Source organism: Natronorubrum daqingense (assembly GCF_001971705.1).
GTDB lineage: Archaea > Halobacteriota > Halobacteria > Halobacteriales > Natrialbaceae > Natronorubrum > Natronorubrum daqingense.
Genome location: NZ_CP019327.1, coordinates 3,326,345 through 3,345,190, shown reverse-complemented (window position 1 = coordinate 3,345,190; position 18,846 = coordinate 3,326,345). Strand labels below are relative to the sequence as shown.

The 18,846-nt window shown below is 64.2% G+C and carries 24 protein-coding genes and 1 pseudogene; 10 read left to right on the top strand and 15 right to left on the bottom strand.

Annotated elements, in window-relative coordinates; translation table 11 throughout:
• Positions 1–9: 9 nt before the first annotated feature.
• Together BB347_RS16210 and BB347_RS16205 are read right to left on the bottom strand one after the other, a co-directional pair.
• On the bottom strand, positions 10–630 hold the full coding sequence (locus BB347_RS16210) for a DUF7342 family protein (RefSeq protein ID WP_076579827.1): 621 nt from the start codon (positions 628–630) through the stop codon (positions 10–12).
• A 99-nt stretch (positions 631–729) separates the two neighbouring features.
• Positions 730–1,977 carry a hypothetical protein gene (locus tag BB347_RS16205; RefSeq protein ID WP_076579829.1) on the bottom strand — a complete coding sequence of 416 codons (1,248 nt, stop codon included), beginning with the start codon at positions 1,975–1,977 and terminating at the stop codon, positions 730–732.
• A 421-nt stretch (positions 1,978–2,398) separates the two neighbouring features.
• Here BB347_RS16205 and BB347_RS16200 point away from each other — a divergent pair, with 421 nt between their 5' ends.
• Both BB347_RS16200 and BB347_RS16195 read left to right on the top strand, forming a co-directional pair.
• Positions 2,399–2,791 (top strand): thiol-disulfide oxidoreductase DCC family protein, encoded by a 393-nt coding sequence (locus tag BB347_RS16200; RefSeq protein ID WP_076579831.1) that lies wholly within the window; start codon positions 2,399–2,401, stop codon positions 2,789–2,791.
• A 98-nt stretch (positions 2,792–2,889) separates the two neighbouring features.
• Positions 2,890–3,405: a cupin domain-containing protein gene (locus BB347_RS16195; protein WP_076579833.1), complete on the top strand. Its 516-nt coding sequence runs from the start codon at positions 2,890–2,892 to the stop codon at positions 3,403–3,405.
• A gap of 15 nt (positions 3,406–3,420) precedes the next feature.
• Here BB347_RS16195 and BB347_RS19050 read toward each other — a convergent pair.
• Positions 3,421–3,567, bottom strand: a pseudogene (locus tag BB347_RS19050) (CynX/NimT family MFS transporter); the annotation flags it as partial.
• 235 nt (positions 3,568–3,802) lie between these two features.
• Between BB347_RS19050 and BB347_RS16190 the strand changes: the two are divergent.
• Positions 3,803–4,201 carry a hypothetical protein gene (locus tag BB347_RS16190; protein WP_076579835.1) on the top strand — a complete coding sequence of 133 codons (399 nt, stop codon included), beginning with the start codon at positions 3,803–3,805 and terminating at the stop codon, positions 4,199–4,201.
• Between the two features lie 152 nt (positions 4,202–4,353).
• On the opposite strand, the gene BB347_RS16185 is transcribed toward BB347_RS16190, so the two are convergent.
• Positions 4,354–5,568 carry an MFS transporter gene (locus tag BB347_RS16185; RefSeq protein ID WP_076579838.1) on the bottom strand — a complete coding sequence of 405 codons (1,215 nt, stop codon included), beginning with the start codon at positions 5,566–5,568 and terminating at the stop codon, positions 4,354–4,356.
• 150 nt (positions 5,569–5,718) lie between these two features.
• On the opposite strand from BB347_RS16185, the gene BB347_RS16180 reads away from it, so the two are divergent.
• Positions 5,719–6,309: a hypothetical protein gene (locus BB347_RS16180; RefSeq protein WP_076579840.1), complete on the top strand. Its 591-nt coding sequence runs from the start codon at positions 5,719–5,721 to the stop codon at positions 6,307–6,309.
• Between the two features lie 22 nt (positions 6,310–6,331).
• Here the strand turns inward: BB347_RS16180 and BB347_RS16175 are convergent, their stop codons facing one another.
• The 7 genes from BB347_RS16175 to BB347_RS16145 all read right to left on the bottom strand — a co-directional run bounded on the left by BB347_RS16175 (position 6,332) and on the right by BB347_RS16145 (position 11,891).
• Positions 6,332–7,561, bottom strand: coding sequence for an MBL fold metallo-hydrolase (locus BB347_RS16175; protein WP_076579842.1), 1,230 nt, complete (start codon positions 7,559–7,561; stop codon positions 6,332–6,334).
• Positions 7,562–7,682: 121 nt separating this feature from the next.
• A complete protein-coding gene (locus BB347_RS16170) occupies positions 7,683–8,039 on the bottom strand; it encodes a hypothetical protein (RefSeq protein WP_076579844.1) in 357 nt (118 codons plus the stop codon).
• A gap of 94 nt (positions 8,040–8,133) precedes the next feature.
• On the bottom strand, positions 8,134–8,469 hold the full coding sequence (locus BB347_RS16165) for a hypothetical protein (RefSeq protein WP_076579846.1): 336 nt from the start codon (positions 8,467–8,469) through the stop codon (positions 8,134–8,136).
• A 16-nt stretch (positions 8,470–8,485) separates the two neighbouring features.
• Positions 8,486–9,385, bottom strand: a complete 900-nt coding sequence (locus tag BB347_RS16160; protein ID WP_139326970.1) for a hypothetical protein — start codon at positions 9,383–9,385, stop codon at positions 8,486–8,488.
• A gap of 1 nt (position 9,386) precedes the next feature.
• A complete protein-coding gene (locus BB347_RS16155; protein WP_076579850.1) occupies positions 9,387–10,865 on the bottom strand; it encodes an MATE family efflux transporter in 1,479 nt (492 codons plus the stop codon).
• Entirely contained in the window at positions 10,862–11,527 is a 666-nt protein-coding gene (locus BB347_RS16150; RefSeq protein ID WP_076579852.1) for a TetR/AcrR family transcriptional regulator, read from the bottom strand. Before BB347_RS16150 ends, BB347_RS16155 begins: the two co-directional genes overlap by 4 nt.
• A 79-nt stretch (positions 11,528–11,606) precedes the next feature.
• Positions 11,607–11,891 (bottom strand): hypothetical protein, encoded by a 285-nt coding sequence (locus tag BB347_RS16145; protein WP_076579854.1) that lies wholly within the window; start codon positions 11,889–11,891, stop codon positions 11,607–11,609.
• Between the two features lie 365 nt (positions 11,892–12,256).
• On the opposite strand from BB347_RS16145, the gene BB347_RS16140 reads away from it, so the two are divergent.
• From BB347_RS16140 to BB347_RS16120, 5 genes are all read left to right on the top strand, one after another.
• The gene (locus BB347_RS16140) at positions 12,257–12,661 is read left to right on the top strand and encodes a 30S ribosomal protein S6e (protein ID WP_076579856.1); all 405 of its coding nucleotides are present in this window, start codon (positions 12,257–12,259) and stop codon (positions 12,659–12,661) included.
• Positions 12,662–12,688: 27 nt separating this feature from the next.
• Positions 12,689–13,126: a DUF7112 family protein gene (locus BB347_RS16135; RefSeq protein ID WP_076579858.1), complete on the top strand. Its 438-nt coding sequence runs from the start codon at positions 12,689–12,691 to the stop codon at positions 13,124–13,126.
• Between the two features lie 139 nt (positions 13,127–13,265).
• Complete coding sequence (locus BB347_RS16130) at positions 13,266–13,694, top strand: DUF5807 family protein (RefSeq protein ID WP_076579860.1); 429 nt, start codon at positions 13,266–13,268, stop codon at positions 13,692–13,694.
• Positions 13,695–13,784: 90 nt separating this feature from the next.
• Positions 13,785–14,480, top strand: coding sequence for a hypothetical protein (locus tag BB347_RS16125; RefSeq protein ID WP_076579862.1), 696 nt, complete (start codon positions 13,785–13,787; stop codon positions 14,478–14,480).
• 69 nt (positions 14,481–14,549) lie between these two features.
• Positions 14,550–15,014, top strand: coding sequence for a MaoC family dehydratase (locus BB347_RS16120; protein WP_076579864.1), 465 nt, complete (start codon positions 14,550–14,552; stop codon positions 15,012–15,014).
• Between the two features lie 39 nt (positions 15,015–15,053).
• Here the strand turns inward: BB347_RS16120 and BB347_RS16115 are convergent, their stop codons facing one another.
• The gene (locus BB347_RS16115) at positions 15,054–16,367 is read right to left on the bottom strand and encodes a DHH family phosphoesterase (protein WP_076579866.1); all 1,314 of its coding nucleotides are present in this window, start codon (positions 16,365–16,367) and stop codon (positions 15,054–15,056) included.
• A gap of 213 nt (positions 16,368–16,580) precedes the next feature.
• On the bottom strand, positions 16,581–17,045 hold the full coding sequence (locus tag BB347_RS16110; protein ID WP_076579868.1) for a universal stress protein: 465 nt from the start codon (positions 17,043–17,045) through the stop codon (positions 16,581–16,583).
• Between the two features lie 225 nt (positions 17,046–17,270).
• Here BB347_RS16110 and BB347_RS16105 point away from each other — a divergent pair, with 225 nt between their 5' ends.
• Positions 17,271–17,732, top strand: coding sequence for a universal stress protein (locus BB347_RS16105; RefSeq protein ID WP_076579870.1), 462 nt, complete (start codon positions 17,271–17,273; stop codon positions 17,730–17,732).
• Between the two features lie 74 nt (positions 17,733–17,806).
• Here the strand turns inward: BB347_RS16105 and BB347_RS16100 are convergent, their stop codons facing one another.
• Positions 17,807–18,364, bottom strand: coding sequence for a GNAT family N-acetyltransferase (locus BB347_RS16100; RefSeq protein WP_076579872.1), 558 nt, complete (start codon positions 18,362–18,364; stop codon positions 17,807–17,809).
• A gap of 2 nt (positions 18,365–18,366) precedes the next feature.
• Positions 18,367–18,735: a universal stress protein gene (locus BB347_RS16095; protein WP_076579874.1), complete on the bottom strand. Its 369-nt coding sequence runs from the start codon at positions 18,733–18,735 to the stop codon at positions 18,367–18,369.
• Positions 18,736–18,846 lie beyond the last annotated feature (111 nt).

Genomic DNA, 18,846 nt, shown 5'->3' with positions numbered 1-18,846 from the left:
CGAACGGACTCACGCAACACCGTGGTCGTCGAATCCGGCGAGCGCACCAGCAGGTGGACGGTCCGTGTCGTCCCCGTCCTCGAGTGCAGCTGTCTGTCCCCGCCCACTGCTATCGGGGTCGAAATCGTAGAGATTCAACGCGGCTTTGGCGATGTCGAGATTCTCCTCGAGGTCACGCATTTGGGAAACGGCGCTCCACGCATCGTCGCCCAGTTCCAGTTCGGTTGCGAGGTCGTCTGCATCGCTGACACCGTGTTCGCTGCGAAGCGTCGTGAGTTCCTCGCGGATATCCGAAATAGCCTCCTGGAGACCGTCTTTCGAGTAGTGCGAGTGTAGCCCCGAAATTCGACGCATCGCGAGGGTGCTCGGTGATCGCTTGTACTTCGTGCCGCCGTCAGCCGAGACTGCTGTGACACGGCCAACCGCAGCCAGCGACTTCAGATGGCGGCGAGCGGTCGGTTCGGCAACGGCTGCTCGCTCAGCGATCACTTTCGCAAACGCTGGTTCGGTCGTCGTATCGACAACGGTCGTGATCCGGTCGAACGCCGTCGTCTCTGCTTTCCACTCCTCGGCGGCTGCCTCAGTGACGTCACCTGTCCACGGCTCTGTCAGCTCTGACTCGTCTGGCATAGCTTCCCTCTACCCAACGTTCGCCATCGAGAACGATATGTGTTTCCCAAGAAAATAGTTGTGTGTGGAAAGCCGTTTCCCCACGAGACCCGATGTAGCTCACACCGGTTCCCGAAGCGCCCACACGTCCTCGAGCGGCTCCAGACGATGGGGCTCCGCTCCGCGTTCGGTCAGGATTCCGGCGTGATAGAGCATTGCTTTTAGCTGGAAGACGGTCGGCGAGTGGTAGACTCCCCCGTCCTCGAGCGCCTCGCGTCGGAGGTCGCCGTTTTCGGTCAACACCCGTCGTCGAACCGCGTCGTCGCCGCGGACGAAGAGTTCGACCGCGAACGTCGGGTGAACCGCGTGCAGGTGCTCGAGGAGGTCGACGAGCGAGGGGTCGGGCTGCCAGTCGTCGTGCATGGTCTGGAGTTCCGTGACGAGCAGTTCCGTCGCGGGGTACTCGAAGACGACCCGGCGAGCGAGTTGACCCCACGCGGGCGCGAGGTCGACGAAGCGTTTGCGCGAACGGTACCACTCCTCGAACTCCGCGAGGGCGGCCTCGACGGAGCCACAGCGGCCGATGGCGAAGCGGACGACTTCGTGGCCGAGCGACGTCAGTTCGACGCCTCGGGGGCCGGTCTCGATCAACCCCAGAAACGCCGCGCCGCGTTCGGCGTCCGAGACGGCGCTGACGACCTTGTGCTCCGAGAGCAACGTCGCGGTGTCGCCCTCGGCGTAGTGGGCCAGCGGATAGCCGAGGTAGTTCTTCGGATGATTCAACCCGAAGGAAGCGTCGGCCACACCTTGCGCACCGGCCTGAAACCGAAGCGCCGTCGCCTCGCTCGAGGACCGATTGCCGACCACCCGCGGCACCTCGAGGACGGACACCTCGCCCGTCGGATCGACGCCGAGGACGCCGACGTTCAACTCGCTCGCGAGCGTTCGGTCGGTTTCCGTGATCGCCGCGCTCGGGGCCGCGAAGTACGCCGCGTTGGCCTCGTGGAGTCGGTCGTAGGCCTGGACGATTCCGAGGTGGGTGTCCACGCCGCCGCTCGTCTCGCCTTTCGCTTCGATGGCGATCAATGGCGGCTCCTCGCCCAGTCGTTCGACGGCGAGCAGATCCGACTCGAGGGGGCCGACCCCCACCAGATCGGGGTAGCCCCCACCGATCTGGACGTGGTTGAACGGCGCGAGTTCCTCGCGAATCGCGTCCGCGATCGGCTGGCCGGGGAGCCACTCCTCCCGTGAAAACTGCGTGTCGGCGACGACGTAGGTGTCTCCGTCGTCCTCGGCGGGCGAAAAGAGCCGCCGCTTGGTGTGGGCCAGCACCTGCGGTTCTGACAGCGGACGCGCCGCGTGACTCATGGCTGGTGATTGATCAGCTGCGCCAATAATGTTCTGGCAGTGATCGTCGAACCCCGGTCGCTCGAGAGCCCTCCGTCTCTCCACTACTGGACTCACAGTCCGTCCACTCCACCGTCAAATCAGCCTGCTACCCACTCCACCGCCAAACCAGCCTGCTACCCACTCCACCGCCAAACCAGCCTGCTACCCACTCCACCGCCAAACCAGCCTGCGGCCCACTCCACCGAGGGTGGGACTGAAAGGGGCGAGGCCGATTCGCGCGAGCACCGCGAGCGCGAGTCTCGAGTCGCAGACTCGAGCGGCCTCGGGGCTTTCGCGGTGTATTCGGCGCCACGAGGCGTGATATCGGGACTCGACGGCGGTCTCTCGAGTCGCGCAACTCCCAGATAGATGTTACTGTCTCGAGGACGTACACCCGAGCATGACCGAGCCAACCCTCGTCTACGACGACGACTGCGGCTTCTGTACGTGGTGGGCTGAGTTCTTCGGCGACCGAACGGAAATCCGACTCGTCGGCTTCAGCGACCTGCCCGACCACCCCGACCTGCAGGAGCGACTGCCCGAGTTCTACGAGGAGTGTTCCCACCTCGTGACCGAGGACACCGTCTACTCCTGCGGGCAGTCGCTCGAGGAAGCCCTCCGGCGCTACGACGAGGGCGGACCCGTCGGCAACGGACTCGAGTTTCTGCGGAATTTCGAGGACTACGAGCACGTCCGAGAGTGGGGCTACCGGCAGGTGGCGAACAACCGCGACAAGTGGGGGAAGGTGATGTCGAAGACGCCGCCGGCGCGCCGGGATACAGAGGAGTCGTAAAACGGTTGTGCGGTAGCGAAGTGCGCGCTACCGACGGCGAGGTAGACGCCCGATTCCGTCGGTAAACGGTTTTGTATCGATCAGCTAAATCGACAGGTATGGAACACGTCACTATCGACGAGGTCGAATCTGATCCCCTCGATGAGAAGATTCACACCGACCGGCGGGCTCTCGGCGAGGCGCTGGGAGCCGACCACCTCGCGATCACGCGCTACGTTCTCGAGCCCGGCGACCGATTCAGCGGTTCGATCCACGCCCACTTCGATCAGGAGGAAGTGTTCGTCGTCCTCGAGGGCGTCGCGACGTTCGAAACGCTGCCAGCCGACGCGGACGAGACCGTCTCACCGACCGAGGTCACCGTCCACGAAAACGAGACGATCAGGTTCGCACCCGGCGAATTTCAGTCCGGGCACAACGACGGCGACGAGCGCGTCGTCGCGTTGGCGCTCGGCGCACCTCGAGGCACCGAGGATATCCGAATCTCGCGTATTTCCGCGTTTGGGGATAGAGACGTTTCGTGTCCCGAATGCGAGACGAACCACATGCGGATCTCGAGGAACGATAGCGCCGACTTCGAGTGTCCGTCGTGTGCGGCGACGCTCGAGCTAGAATAATATCGGCAGTCCGCTTCAGTCGTCCAGATACTGCAATCCAGCACGGGCGAACACGACCACCAGCGTTCCGGCCGCGAGCAACGCCAACCCGGGGACGAACGAACCCCTCGCGTCGTGCAACACGCCGATGCGCATCGGGCCGAAGAAGCCGCCGATCTCGCCGGGACAGAGACGACTCGGAGTACCGCTCACCGAATGGGATTCTCGAGTAGGCCGGACGTTCACATGTAGTTATCGTCAGATCAGAACGTTGATGTTTTTTGAGGGAGTCTCTCGACAGAGAGAACACATCTTGCCAACATCGCTGTTGCAACGGAGACGGGAGTATCTCACGAGTATTGCAGCATCAGCAGTAGCAGTACCAACAGCGGTAGGCCTCGGCGGATGTATAGACGACGTGAGTCGGTGGAACGACGAGGGAGGGGAATCCGCGATTCGGGTCAGGAACGATTCGGACGACGATGAGGAGGTGGCGTTCATCGTCCACGACGACACGGAAGACGAGCGACTCGTCGAAACGGTTGCGACCGTCGAAGCCGGCGAGCGTCACGAAATCGAATTTCCCGTCGAAGAAGACGGCCAAGAGATGTGGGCGATGATTCGACTCGATACGGAGAACGCCGAGACGTTCGACTCCATCGCGGGGCCGTCGATGGGCGAGGTCGACCTCCCCGACGGCTACGACGAGAGCACCGTCGGAATCGAATCGGGGAGTATGACGCCCGGTGGAATCGCTTGGTTCGAGGGTGGGATAAACGAGTTCGGAGAGGTGCGTTTAGGTGGCGTTCAGTTTTGACGGTGGAGGTGAAGTTCAGTTCGGCGAGCGTGGATAGCGACGCTCGAGTGAGCGTGAGTACTCGGCAGTTTTCCACAGACGGTCTGCGCTACGTCATTTTTCGTGCAACGTGACCGCTCTGCGTCGTACGGTAAATCACGACAATAAACGTATCAGTCGTCTAGATACTGCAATCCAGCGCCGGCGAGCACCACCACCAGCGTCCCCGCCGCGAGCAGCATCAATCCGGGGACGAACGAGCCGGTCGCGTCGTGGAGCACGCCGATGAGCATCGGGCCGAAGAAGCCGCCGATCTCGCCGACGGCGAAGATGAATCCCACCGCGGTCCCCGTAAGTCGCGCGCCGATCCCCTCGAGATCCGGCGGGATCGCCCGGACGAGCGGGGAGACGCCGCCGACGCCGAGGCCGGTGACGACGATCCCGAGGACGACCAGCGCGCCGGTGTCGCCGGCGATCACGCCCAGCATGCCGACGAACGCGACGGAACCACAGGCCATCAGCGCCGGCCGGCGAAGCTCGAATCGGTCGGCGAGTTCGGGCACCGCGAGGACGCCGACGACGTACGCGGCGATCAGCAAACTCGTCGCCTGTCCGGCCAGTCCCGGCGAGAGCCCGCGGGACTCGAGCAGCGTCGGGAGCCACCCCTGCAGGCCGTGATTGAGCAGGAGGTACATCGTGCCGATGACGACCACGAGCTGGAGTTCCCGGTGGGAGAGCACCAGCCGCAGGTCCGCGACGACCGACTCGAGGGAGAACGAATCGTTGGTCTCCATCTGCGCGTCGACTCGAGCCCTGTGGCTGACGAACAGCCACGCGAGGCCGTAGCCGACGGCGACGACGCCGCTCCAGAAGAACAGTGGTCGCCAGCCGCCGAGCCACGGCCCCAGAATCGGCCGGCCGACGGCGAAGACGAGCGCCGAGCCCGCGGAGGCACCGACGAGGTAGATCGCGGACGGGCGACCGGTCTCGTCGGGCGGGAACAGGACGCCCACCAGTTTCGGCAGGCCGAAGGTGATCGCGGTCGCGCCGACGCCGATCAGGAGCGTCGTCGCGAGCAGCGACGGAAAGTCTGGCGCGACGCTACGGGTGATCTGGCCGATCCCGTAGATCAAAATCCCGGCTGCGAGGCTCCGACCGGGGCCGATTCGGTCGACGGCGATCCCCGAGAACAGCGCGATCGGGATGTACATGAGCGGGATCGCCCCCGTCAGGACGCCGGCCTGCGTGCTCGAGAGCCCGACCTCGTCGATGATGACGGGCAAGTACGCCGGCAGCGAGAACCAGATGAACATCAAGCAGGTGTAGCTCACCGCCCCGAAGGCGACGAGGCCGTAGGCGCGTCGTCGGTTCTCCATCCCGTCGGTCATGAACGTCTCTGCTCGAGAGGTGTCGACGCGAGCTATTTCGATATGTCGGTCTCGCTGTCGAGACTCGAGGTGTGGCCGAACGGAACCGATCGCTCACCGAAGTGGCCCCAAGACATATATCACTCGTCTTATGAGTTGAGTTCGATACGGATGGATCGCCGAGCGCTCGTCTTGTACGTGCTCGCCGGCGTCGTGATCATTTCGGCACTTTCGTTTCCGATATGGGCGTTAGAGGGGTACTACGCCGACGCGCAGTCGGTCGATTCACCGCCCGAGGACGAAACAGTGTTCGAATACGACGAGCTGACGCCTCGCGAACAGACGGCTGTCGAAACCGCCATCGATCGACAGGACGGTATTACGATGTACGACTCGTTGCACGCCCACCAGTCGGCTGACAGCGAGTTACCGTTTTCCGATCAGTGGCTCGACGACTACGCCCTCGGTGCGTACGTCTCCTACGAGGGCGATGAGTACCGGTTCAGCTACAGCTTCGGCGGCAACCCGGTCTTCATCCACCTGCCCCTACTATTCGGGAGTCTATTTGTGAGTGTAATCGTCGCCGGACTCGGCGTGGGCGTTCAGCGGCCTGTGAGCGACGCGCTGGATCGCAAGTACGCGCTGGTCTTCGTGGGCCTCAAGATCGCGGGCTTCACGATCGGTATCCTGCTCGCTATTGGAGCGCTGCTCGTGCTCGCTCGGTTCGGCAACGTCGACGGCTATCTCTGGCCGATCCAATAATGCTCGGTTTGCTGGCGAGAGGTCACACCGTCACGGTTTCGCCCAGTTCGGGCGCACTCGAGTCGAAGCCGTCCTCGCGTAATTCCGCCGCGAACGCGTCGCATCGGTCGCCGTGGTTGACGAGGACCTCGCTGTCGGGGTAGGACGTGAGGAACTCGAGCAGGCCCGCTCGATCCGCGTGGGCCGAGAAGTCGTACTGTTCGACCTGCGCGCTGACGGGCATGATTCGGCCGTCGAGTTCGGCGCTGCCGGTCTCGAGGAGGTCGCGACCGGGGCTCCCTTCGACCTGGTAGCCCGTCATGGTGATTTTGTTCGTCGGATTCGCCCGGATTTCGGGGATGTAGGTCATCGCGGGGCCTCCCGAAAGCATCCCGCTGGTGGTGATGATTGCGGCCCGCTGGTCGACGATTCGTTTTCGCTGTCCGTCTCGGCCGGTCACGAATCGGGCGTGGGAGACGGCCCGTCGGAAATCGTCCGAATCCCGGACGTAGTCGGGGTAGCGTCTGAGCATCTCGGTTACGTCCGTGCCCATGCCGTCGACGTAACAGGGGATGTCGTGGGCTGCACAGACGAGCATCAGTTCTTGCGTGCGACCGATCGCGAAGGCGGGGACGACGACCGTGCCACCCTCCCAGAGCGTGGTCTCGACGCTCTCGACGAACCGGTCTTCGACGGCGTCTCGAGGGTCGTGGTCGACGTCTGAATAAGTACTTTCGCAGATGACGACGTCGGCAGGCGGCCGTTCGGTCGTGGGCGAGACCAGTTGCTGGGCGTCGGTGTGGAAGTCGCCCGTGTAGAGGAGGCGGGTGTCGCCGTCGTCGACGAGCACGTGCGCGCTGCCGGGAATGTGCCCCGCGTTGTAGAACGTGACCTCGTGGCCGGCGACTGCGAACGGTTCGCGGTAGCCGTGCGTTCGCGATACCTGCGTGACCCGCTGGACGTCCGTCTCGGTGAACGGACACTGGAGGGTGCCGCCGTGGAGTTTGAGCGTGTCTCGAGCGAGCGTCAGGGCGAACTCGCGGGTCGGCGGAGTCCAGTGGATCGGCGGCCGAGCGTCGCCGCTGAGAATCGAGGGAATCGCGCCGACGTGGTCGAGGTGGCCGTGGCTCACGACGACGCCCTCGGGATCGACGTCGAGTGGAAACTGCGGCGGGTTCTCCGTCTTCATCCCGTAGTCGAGCAACAGTCGATCGTTGACGAGAATCGCGCTGCGCCCGACCTCTCCGACGCCGCCCAGAAACCGGATATCCATCGCCGACAGCTAGCGCTCCGGGGCGTTTGAGACCGTCGATTATCGGAGCCACTGCAAGTCAGTGTGCACCTGATCGCCGAACCGTCTGGCGATCAGTGTGTAATCCGTTTCAGTTGTTACTCTACGTCTCCTCCTCGAGCAAGCGATCGAGCTCTCGCTCGAGTTCTGCCTCGTCGAGATCGCCGTCGACGTACTGCGAACGAACGCGATCCGAGGGATCGGTCGTTTCGGTGGCTGGCCTCGAGTGAGAGACGGGCGAGGAGTCGAACTCCGATTCGTCGTCACCCCAGAGGTGCGAGTAGAGCGCGGCGGCTCCGACGACGAGGCCGGCGAGGATTGCGAGCGTGACGAGCACCGAGACGACCGTCGCGACGAGCGAGAGGACGAGGCCCACGACCGTCGCGATGACACTGAGGACGATGAACGCGAGCAAGAGGACCCCGGCCCCCTTGAGCGCCAGCACTCCGAGACGGGTCATACGTGTCGTACGTTGTACAACTACAAAAACGTACACCGCGAGTGACGCGGGTCGAGGGGAGTCACACGGTGTTCGCACGACCCAACACGTCCGCTCAGGATCCGTTCGAGGCCGATCCATCCGGCTCGACGGCCGTCCGTTTCGCGAGTCCGATGAGGTAGATATCGAGCAGGCAACAGACCAACACGGCGAGCGGAACGGCGACATCAGCGAAGGAGACGGCTTCGAACTGAAGGGCACTGACGACGAACGGTTCGCTCAGGTCGAACGCACCCGAGAGCGTTCGCGCGGAGAGAAACGCGAGTGCGAGAACGTAGATACCGAACCAGATCACCCCTCGTTTCCACTGGCCGAGATACCAGTGGCCGAGGCCTGCGACGAACGCCGAGAGCGGATACGCCGGCCAGAACGGTCTCGAGAGTTCACTCATGGGAAGGGGCCTCCGCTCAGTCGCGGTGAAACGGAAGGTGCGTCGCGCGCTCGAGGCGGGTGAACGCCGGAGATGTAGCGTCGATTCCGCCGCTGTCGACGAGCGATCCGAGGGACTCACGCGCAGCCTCGAGTGCGTCTTCGACGGCCGGGGAGACGGTCGTCTCCGCCCCGTCGTAGACGTTTCCTCGCTGGGTCGTTCCAAAGAGGACACGAGCGGCGCGAGTTTTGGGATCGGCGTCGACCGCCGTCGCCTCGGAGTGCCGGACGAGTGCGCTCATCATCGCGTGACTATAGCGACGCAGTGCCGTCCGTGTTTCGGTCGGCGTACCGACGGCCGTCGCGCCGATGACCCCCGCGGTCTCAGCGAGCGACGCTCTCGCCTCGAGAGCGTCGACAGTGTCACCGTCTTCGTCCGGGGCGCTCGTTGCGTCGCTGGCACCCAAAAACCGATGTGAGAGCTCACTCGAGCCACCGATCGAGACTCGATAGAGTTCGAGTCGACGCTGATCGGAGACCGGCGTCTCGGCGACTGCGGCGTAGGAGCCGGCGTGCAGATAGTCGCTGGCGAGGAGCATCGCGTCTCGGTCGCTCGCGTTCGGTGTGTCGGCGGTCGTCTTACCGTCGCCGTGTAGGACCGCGAGACGGAGCGTTACGTAGCCCTCGAGTAAGGTGACAGCGGTGACGACCGGTTCGAGGACGTCCTCGAGGTCGTCGTTGGTGGGGCGGACGTACTCGTCGGCGGCGTCGGAACCGATCTCGCCGGCGATCGTACAGAGTGCTGCCGGGAACGATTCCACACGCGCAGGAATCGATTCGGTGACGAGTGGCTGGACCGACGGTGCGAGTTCGGACCAGCGGCTGTGGGTGTTCAGGTGGGCAATTCGTCGGTGCTGATCGGTTGAATGTTCACTCACGTCAATCACCTGGTGTTGGGGTGGGCGACTCGTCGGTCACGACGTCGTCGGTCCACGTGCCTCTGCGGAACCACGCGACGGTGGTGATCGTCGACACCACGTAGGAGATGGCGACGGCGTACCAGACGCCGACGACGCCCATGCCGAGGGTGACGACGGCGACGGTAGCGATCGGGATGCGCCAGAGCCACAGCTCCTGGACCGATAACACCATCGCCGCTCGCGTGGAACCGCTGCCGCGAATCCCGCCTAACAGGATCTGGAAGACGCCGAGAAAGAGGTACGACGGCCCGGCGATGAGGATGTACGCCGCGGCGTACTCGATTACCTGATCGGCGTCCGCCGTTCCCGCCTCGATGAAGACCGCGGCGATCGGCTCGGCGAAGGTGTATGCGACGGCGACGACGACTGTAAAGACCGAGACGACCACGATGGAGCTGAGCTTGACGGCCCGTTTGGCCCGCTGGACCTGATTGGCCCCCAGATTCTGGCCGACGACCGTCTCCGTCCCGCGGGCGAGCCCCAGCGCGGGCATGTAGAGCAGCGAGGAGAGCCGCGTGACGATCCCGTAGGCCGCGACAGCTTCCGTCCCCGCGAGCGCGATGATCGCCGTCAGGACCGTGATGCCGAAGGCACGAAAGCCCTGTTCGGTCGCGATGGGCGCGCCGATGTCGACGATCTCTCGAACCGTCTCGCGATCGAGCCACAGATCGGACAGCGAGGGCTCGAGGCCGACGCGCCCTGAGAACAACAGCGCGAGGCCGATAGCCGCGGCGATTCCTCGAGAGAAGATCGTCGCGATGGCAGCGCCGTCGACGCCCCAGCCGTCGAAGCCGGTCGCGGCGTACAGCGTCGACTCGAGGCCGCCGGCACCGACCCAGCCGAACAGCGGGTTCCCGTCGAAGCCGAGGATCAGGAAGGGGTCGATGATCACGTTGAGCGCGACGCTGATCGCCATCAGGTACAGCGGCGTTCGGGTGTCGCCCCAGCCTCGAGAGAGGGCGTCGAAGATGAAGAACCAGAACATGAACACGATGCCGACGAACATGATCCGGGTGTAACTGACCGCGTAGGAGTAGTCGGCAGCGCCGGGTTCGGCGCCGACCATTCGCATGAGCCACGGCGTGAGGAGGTAGCCGACGGCGGCGAAGGCGAGCGCGACGACCGTCACGAACGAGAGCGTCTGGCCGGCGAGGTGACTCGCCGTGGCGATATTTCCGGCCCCCTTGTTCTGGGCGATGAGGACCGTCCCGGCGACGGTGAGTCCGCCGCCGACGCTGATCATCAAGAAGACGACCGCCCACGAGTACGAGAGCGCCGCGATGGCGTCGCTTCCTAACCGACCGACCCAGTACGTGTCCGCGAGGTTGTAGCCGACGTTGAGGACCTGCGAGGCGACGATCGGTGCGGAGAGCACCATAAGCGGCTTGAACAGCTCCCCGTCGGTCACGTTGACCGATCGGTCCGACGGCGTGCTCATTCGGGACGATCACCGGCATCACCATCATGAAACCGTTCGTCCCGTGGAAATTCGACTTGCGATTCGGCTGGCAGTTCGACGCCGGGTGCGAGGACGTCGGCGAGGATGCGCGCGGCCGTCTCCTCGCGAACCGTCTCGAGGTACTCGTCGCGACCGAGGGTGAACTGGCGGATCCGCGCGCCGTCGAACGTCGCGAGTAAGAGCGCAGCGACGGTTTCGGGATCGTGTTCCTGGAAGTCCCCCGATTCGATACCATTTCGCAGGATCGTTTCGATCGCCTCGCGGAGTCGGTCGTCGCTCTCTCGGAGTTTCTCGCGGTAGAGTTCGTTGTACGGTGCCTGTGCTCTGAGTTCGAGAAACGCCGTGTGGAACGCGACTTGATCGTCGTCCGGACCGGACAGAAACCAGTCGACGAACGCCGTGAGTTGCTCGAGCGGCGGTCGATCGTCGATCTGCTCGAGTCGTCCATCGAAGCCGTCGATCAGGTACTCGATGAACGCCGCGACGAGTTCCTCGCGCGAATCGTAGTGGTAGAACAGCGCCGACTTACTGCGATCGGTTCGATCGGCGATCGCTTGCGCGGTGAGGTCACTGTAGCCCACCTCACAGAGGGCTTCGTACGTCGCGGCCATGATCGTGTGTCGCGTATCGGCGTCCGTCACTGACTAACCAGTCAGTCAGGGTCGGAAAAAGGCGTTTCGGTTCTGACGGCCACTGACGAGCGCTCGCACGCGGGCGACCTCACTCGGTCGAGCGATACTGCTGAATCCCGAATCGACCGTAGCCGCCGTAGGCGGCCTCGAGCGATCCGATCCACCAGTTCCAGCGTTCCGTCGGGCCGCCGTCGGGCGCGTCCGCGAGCTCCTCGAGCACCACGTCGTTCGTCAGCGTCGTCCCCGCGTCGGCCTGATACTGACCGGAATCGGCGAGATCGACGGCCTGCCGGACGACGACGCGAGACGCTCCCTCACCGTCGCCGAACTCCTCTCGCAAGCGACGCTCGAGTCGCGCTGGATCGATGAACACGGCCGACTGTAGGTGGGCGACGTACTTGACTGTTCGAGCGACGGGTGAACGGAACGCGGAGCGTGTTTCACACTCAAGTGGCCGAGAGGACGGCTCGAGCAACGCGAGAGTCGTCTGACCCGGGGAAGGGCAGGCTGCTACACGAACACTCGCCGCGAGTGAGCCCGCAGGGCGAACGAGCGGGCCGACGACCGATGTAAACGAGCGACCAGAGGGAGTGAGAGAACGGAGGGAGGAGTGCTTTTCATCGACGTTTTACCGAGGGACGCCGCGCTGTGGGGCAGCCCCGCTGCCGCCAGCGCGGCAGACCGTAGCGTAAAAGGTCGATCGATGATCTTTTGAGCGACGGCCGTCATCCGTCGTGTATGGCAAGTTTCACTGTCGTCGTTGGCGACCCAGAGTCCGGGTCGTCCTACCAGCTCGAGGCGGAAGAACAGGACGCAAACCGGTTCATCGGCAAGTCGATCGGCGAGGAAGTCGACGGCGACGCCGTCGGACTCGAGGGCTACACGCTCGAGATCACCGGTGGCTCCGACGACGCGGGTCGCCCGCTCAGCCCGGACGTCTCCGGCTCGAGCCTGCAGGAAGTCCTGATGGAAGAGCGCCAGACGGGCTACAAACCGTCGCGTGACGGCGAGCGCCGCCGAATCACCGTCCGGGGCAGCGAAGTCTCCGACGCCGTCGCACAGATCAACGCCTCGGTCGTCGAGGCCGGCAGTTCCGGAATCGACGACCTGCTCGGCGAGGGCGGCGAAGACGGCGACGAATAACGCCACCGAACCCGATTCTATTTCGCTATGGCTGATCGAATTTCGAGCGACCATCCGTCAGTGCAGACGGTCCGGTCGACGTGTACGGAGACGGCTACCGGAGTTCGTCTCGAGGTACCGGCCGACGAACGCGACGCGTTTCCCACCGACGAGGTCGTCCGTATCGTCCTCGACGGCGACGAGCGCTTCGGACGGGTCGAGCGAGCGTTGACCGGCGACGACCTCTCGATTCCGGGCGTCTACGAGACACCGGACGCCGCTCGAGACCCGAGCGGTGAGGCGGATCGGTTGCTCGAGTGGATTGAGGACGCGAACGTCTCGATGGGCGGCTCCGTCCTCGTCGACGTGATCGAACCCGAGTTCCTCTACGGACTTCGCTCGCCGGGCGAGACGACCTACTACGACGCCTACGAGCCCCCGAGTGACAGCCTCAGCGACATCGCGTCGAATCTCGAGGAGCAGTAATGCTGACTCGAGGCGGTGGCGTCGCGTCCCGAATGGAGAGTCACGGCTCTACTCGATAGCGACAGCCCTGCTCGTCAGCGACGGGCACGGTGCGGACGATGACGGGCCCTTTTTCCACCTCGAGCGACGATTGTGCCCTATGACCAGCGCACGCGAGGAGTTTCTGGCCGGCGAGCGACTCGAGGATGTCGTCCTGTTTCTGGCCGACTCCTACGTCTCTGACGAGCGACTCGAGGACTTCGGCGAATCGGTCGACGACGGCGTCCTGATTATCGTCGACGGCGAACGCGGACGGAACGCGTTTCAGGCGGCCACCGGCACGGGTGCGATGGAGTTCGCCCAGTCGGCGATGGATCTCGAGGGGATCATCGACGACGACCTCGCCAGCGGGAACTGTCCGGAAGCACCCGCCGACGAGGACCACGCGGTGCAGTTCGTCTTCGCCTTCGCGGAGGCCCAAAACGAGGATGTGGGCGGGATCTACGCCGACGGCGACGTCGTCCACGCCTACGCGAAGTGTACTTGCGGGACGGCGTACTCCGATCGGTGGACCGTCCAGTCCGCGTGACGGACAGTCCGCGTAAGCGTGACAGCGACTGACATTTCGATCCGACCGTAAGGACCACCCTTTTGCGAGCGTCTCTCGTACCCTCGAGTCATGAGTTCGTTCGAAACGCCACACGATACCGGGCGAGGATTCGGCCTCTCGAGTCGCGAGGTGCAGGTGATCGGTGGTGCGAGCATTCTGATGGCGATCAACATCGTATTGATGTACGTCATCACCGAGACGCCGCTGGCGCAGGTCAACGACTACCTGTTCGCGGCCCCGATTCTGGGCGTGATCGTCTACGGGGTGGCGATCATGGGCGGCGAACTGATCGCCGAGCGCGGGGTAAAAGGCGGCGATATGGGAATCGCGTTCGTCGGCATGGTGGTCTTGCAACTCGTCTTCGGCATCTTCGGCGCGGGCGTGCTTCGGTTCGCGCCGCCGGAGACCCACTTGACGATTCTCGGGATCACGGCGGTCGTCACGGCGCTGATGACGGCCGTTATCTCGGGGTACGTCTACGCTCGTTCCAAGACGTTCGAAAACTGGGGGACGTACTCGATGGTCGGATTCATCGGCGGCGTGGTCGCGATTTTGATCGGAACGTTCGTCCCCGCCGTCTTGCCAATCGGCTTCGTGTTGATCTTCCTCGGCTTCCTATTCAGGCTCGGCTACGAAATCTGGCAGGTGCGCGACCACCGCAACGCGTCAGTTGCGTTGCAGACAATCGGCGTCTACATCGCCGTCGCCGGTGTGTTCGTCCACGTCCTACAACTCGTGATGCGCTACGTTCTCTCACAGGAGTAATCGCGCGGCGTCGACGCCACCGGTTTCGAACCGGTCGATTTAATCCGTTCTTCCGAAAACCCGTTCCTCGTGACTCACTACTACGAGGACCTGGCGGTCGGGGACGTCTTCGAAACCAGCGGCTACACGATTCAAAAAGACGAAATCGTCGACTTCGCCGAACAGTTCGATCCACAACCGTTCCACGTCGACGAGGAAGCGGCGAAGGATTCGATGTTCGGCGAGTTGGTGGCGAGTGGCCTCCACACGCTCTGCCTGTCGGTTCGGCTGTTCGTCACGGAAATCGTGCAAGGTGAAGCGGACGTCGCGAACATGGGCGGCCTCGGCATGGACAACCTCGAGTGGCACGAACCGGTTCGTCCGGACGACACGCTCACCCTCCGCGTCGAAGTGCTCGAGAAAACGCCATCCGAGAGCCGCGAGGATCGCGGCTACGTCGAGTTCCGCCGAAGCGTCACCGTCGACGAGACGGAAGTCATGTCGATCACGTCCGTGAACATCGTTCGACGGGAGGACGCCGCGGACGAAGAATAGGAGAGCGGTCGAACGCGTTTCGGCGTCGTGATTCGGGCGTTATTCGTCGCTTTCGGCGTCGTCGTCGGTAGCGTCTGTGTTATCGTCTGCACCGCCAGCGGCTGCCGCGTCGTCGCCCTCGTGCTCGTCGACGACGGCCTCGAAGGCCTCGAGGATGACGCGCTTCGTCACGGCCCCGCGGGTGACCCAGTGGTTCGCGTAGTCGAGCATGTCGTCGTAGATATCGGGCTTACAGCCCGCGGCTTTGGGGTGGCCGCCGCCGTTTACCTTGCCAGCGACCTCGTGACACAACTGGAACTCGTCGGTGCCCCGAATCGAGGCCGATCCGGCGGGTTTGACGATGACCGAGGCGTCGGCGCCCTGCTCGCGCATCGCTTCGGCGACCTCGTTTTGCGAACAGCGGCCGTAGGTGATGCCGACCGTGTAGCCGCCGATTTCGCGGAACTCGGCGCGACCGGTCGCCTGCTCGATGAGCTGATTCTTCTCGATGCGACGCTCCTCGAGGAACGCTTGTGCCCACTCGGGGAGGTCGACGCCGTATTCGCGGACGACCTCGACGTACTCCGCGGGGTCGCTCCAGTAGGCGTAGTCCGCGAGATCGTCGCTTCGAGGATCCTCGCGCAACCAGAGGTCGTGATCTCGCGTCACGGCCGCGAGTTCCTCGTACATCGGGGAGAACTCGTACTCGAGCGAGCGATAGACGACGTCGGCGCTACACTCCTCGTCGGAGTCGCCGACCTCGAGTTCGACGCCGGCCTCGCGGACCGATTCGGCGACGTCGTCACCCCACTGGTGGTGGTCGTACCAGCGGACGCTGGATGCAGTCTCGAGCGCCGCGTCGAGTTCGTCCTCGACGTACTCGTAGCGGTCGGGGGCGAGGTCGCAGACGAAGAGATCGATGCCGTCGTCGCCGAACTCGGCGACGCGAGCGAGGGCGTCCTCCACGTTGTGTGGGCTGGCCGGGATCAACGCGACGCTGTGGGGCGTCGGTTCGGGCTCCTCGAGTGCGGGCTCGTCCCCGCCGGCAGCGAGCGCGGGTTCGTCGACGTCGTCGACCGCGTCCGCTGCGGATTCGGTGGAAACGGCGGCCTCCGCCTCGTCATCGTCGGTATCGTCGTCCGGTTCCGGAACGACCTGCACGTCGTCGTAGGCCTCGCGAATCAGTGCGACGCAGGCCAGGCCGTCGGCGTCGGGGTCGGCGACGACGGCTACGTCGGCACCCTCGAGTGCGGCCGCCGTCTGTTCGTCTTCGAGATCCTCCTCGAGTTCGTCGGGGAGGAAGAAGCCGGTGCCCGGGAGAACCGATTTCCGAGCGAGTGAGAGATCACCGCTCTCGATAAGTTCTTCGTACATATCAGCGTGTGCGCGCCGCCCGGGGAAGTGACTTCCCCTCTGTGGTGGCCCGGAGACTCGAGGGAGAGTAAAACGGTGCCGGGCCGTCGCCACGCGAGAGCAGACAACGGGTCGTCGCCACGCGAGAGCAGACAACGGGTCGTCGCCACGCGAGGGCAAACAACGGGCCGTCTCTCGAGGGATCCAGAAAGGAGTCGCCGCCCTAGGACGCGTTCAGGCCTCGATCGTGGACTCGCCGTCGTTCTGAATCGTCTCGAGTTGGCGCACGGAGAGCACCGGGACGGGTGCGGTTCGGACGACGCGTTCGGCAACGCTGCCGAGCAAGAGTCGGTTCTCGCCGTGACGTCCGCGGGTTCCGGTCGCGATCAGGTCGGCGTCGATCTCGCGAGCGTACGCGCAGATTTCGGCCGCGGGCCGTCCGTCTCTGACGGCCGTCGTGATCGCCGTCTCCCCGTCGGTTCGGTCCTCGACGGTCGCGAGCGCGGAATCAGCCGTCGTCTCGAGGGCGCTTTGCAGTTCGTCTCGAAGCTGTTCTGGCGAGGCGTCGACTTCGTCGGCGTCGACGACGGACAGCGCGTGGACCTCGGCGTCGAAGCGATCGGCGAGGTCGAGACTCACGTCGACGGCTCGTTTGACGCTCTCGGACCCATCAGTGGCGATGACGACCGTCTCGAACATAGCCGACACTTGGAGACGGGCAGGCATAAATACCGGCGGGCGAGGTCAGCCTCTAGGTCCGTCGGGTGGGACTACCCCGGCGTGGTGAGCGGGGCTACCATCGGTGTGGTTCGAGCAGGGTCACAACCGACGTGGTTCGAGCAGAGCCACCACCGGCGTGGTTTGGGGTGTCTCCCTCGAGTATTCGGGGGAGGGTTTTTGCCGACGGGCCACACATCGACGCGTATGGACGACAGCGAGCCGTTTACCGTCGACACCGTCCTCGCACCGGTCGACGGCAGCGACGAATCCGAAACCGCGATCGAGTACGCCGTCGCCGTCGCCGACAGGTACGACGCGTCGGTTCACGCGCTGTTCGTACTTGGGCGCGGCGTGGTACACGGAATGGCGAGCGGAGGCGTCGACGAATCGTCCGTTGCAACGGGCACGCAGGACTTTTTCGACGATGTCGCCACCGTCGCCGACGAGGCGGACGTTCCCCTCGTAACCTCCGTCGACGATGGCTTCTCACAGACGCGCAAAACGAAACACCCCGGAAACGTCGTCCTCGACACCGCCGACGAGATCGACGCGGACTTCATTGTGCTTCCCAGAGAGCCGGTCTCGAATACCGAATCGGCGGAAGTGCTCGAGAAAGTAGCGGAGTACGTTCTCGCGTACGCGAGCCAGCCCGTGCTCTCGGTCTGAACGAAAAAAGCACGTTCTCTCGGTCTCCCCGCGTTCTCACTGCCTCTTCGAGGCAACTGAGTGCGCCGAACTCCCTACAGCCGAATCGCCATCTCCTGTTCGAAACTCTCCGTGCCGGTCGACTCGAAGCCGACACGTTCGTAGAGGGCGATCGCCGGATTATTCCAGCGCTCGACGGTCAGCCAGACGCGTTCGATGCCGATTTCGCTCGCGTGCCCGAGCAGGTGCTCGAGCAACATCGTCCCGATTCCGGCTCGCTGGTAGTCCTGGAGGACGAAGATCGCGAGTTCCCACTCGATGTCGGCGTTGTCCTCGATGGAGGACGGATCGTTCGTGTCGGGAACGAGCGTCGCGTGGCCGATCACGTCGCCGTCGTGGCGAGCGATCACGTTGACGCTCTCCTCGGCGATAGTCTCGAGCCAGTTTCGAATCCGATCCTCGCCGGTCGGGGGGATCCCCTGTGCCCGGTCGGTCGGGTCGAACTGGACGTACATGTCGACGGCGTCCTCGAGCCACTCGGTGACGTCGTCGGGGGCGCGAAACGCGATTTGTCGATCTGCCCCGTCCTCGTTGGTTGTCGGCGGCGCGGGGAACGGCCCGGCCGGTTCGTCGGGATACTGTCGGGCAGCCATCGTTATCGCACCAGTTTGACGGTCGTCGGGGCGTTCAACAGGACGAACTCCGTGATCGGACCGAGTTGGATTTTCCCCATCGGGCTCAAGGTCCCGCCGCCGATGACGAGCTGGTCGAACTCGCCTTGCTCGGCGTAGTCGACCATCGAACTGCCGGGATCGCCCTCGAGTTGGACGATATCGGCGTCGACGTTCGCCTCCGTGAGGAGTTTCTCGGCCTGTTCGGCCATGTCTTCTTGCGAGCGTTTCGCCTCGGGTTTTTCGGCGATGGCGACGGTGAGATCGTCGCCGACCTCGCTGGTTCGGTCGATCGTCCGCCGGAGCGTTTTGATCGATTCGTCGCTTCCGACGAGTCCCACTAAGACGTTCATATGCATGCCTGTGCACCGGTGGACGAAAACCGTTGTGCCGCAGACCGCGCTGGGGAGACCCACATCCCGGTCGAACGCGTCACGAGTCCGCACACGTTGCGGAGGACGACG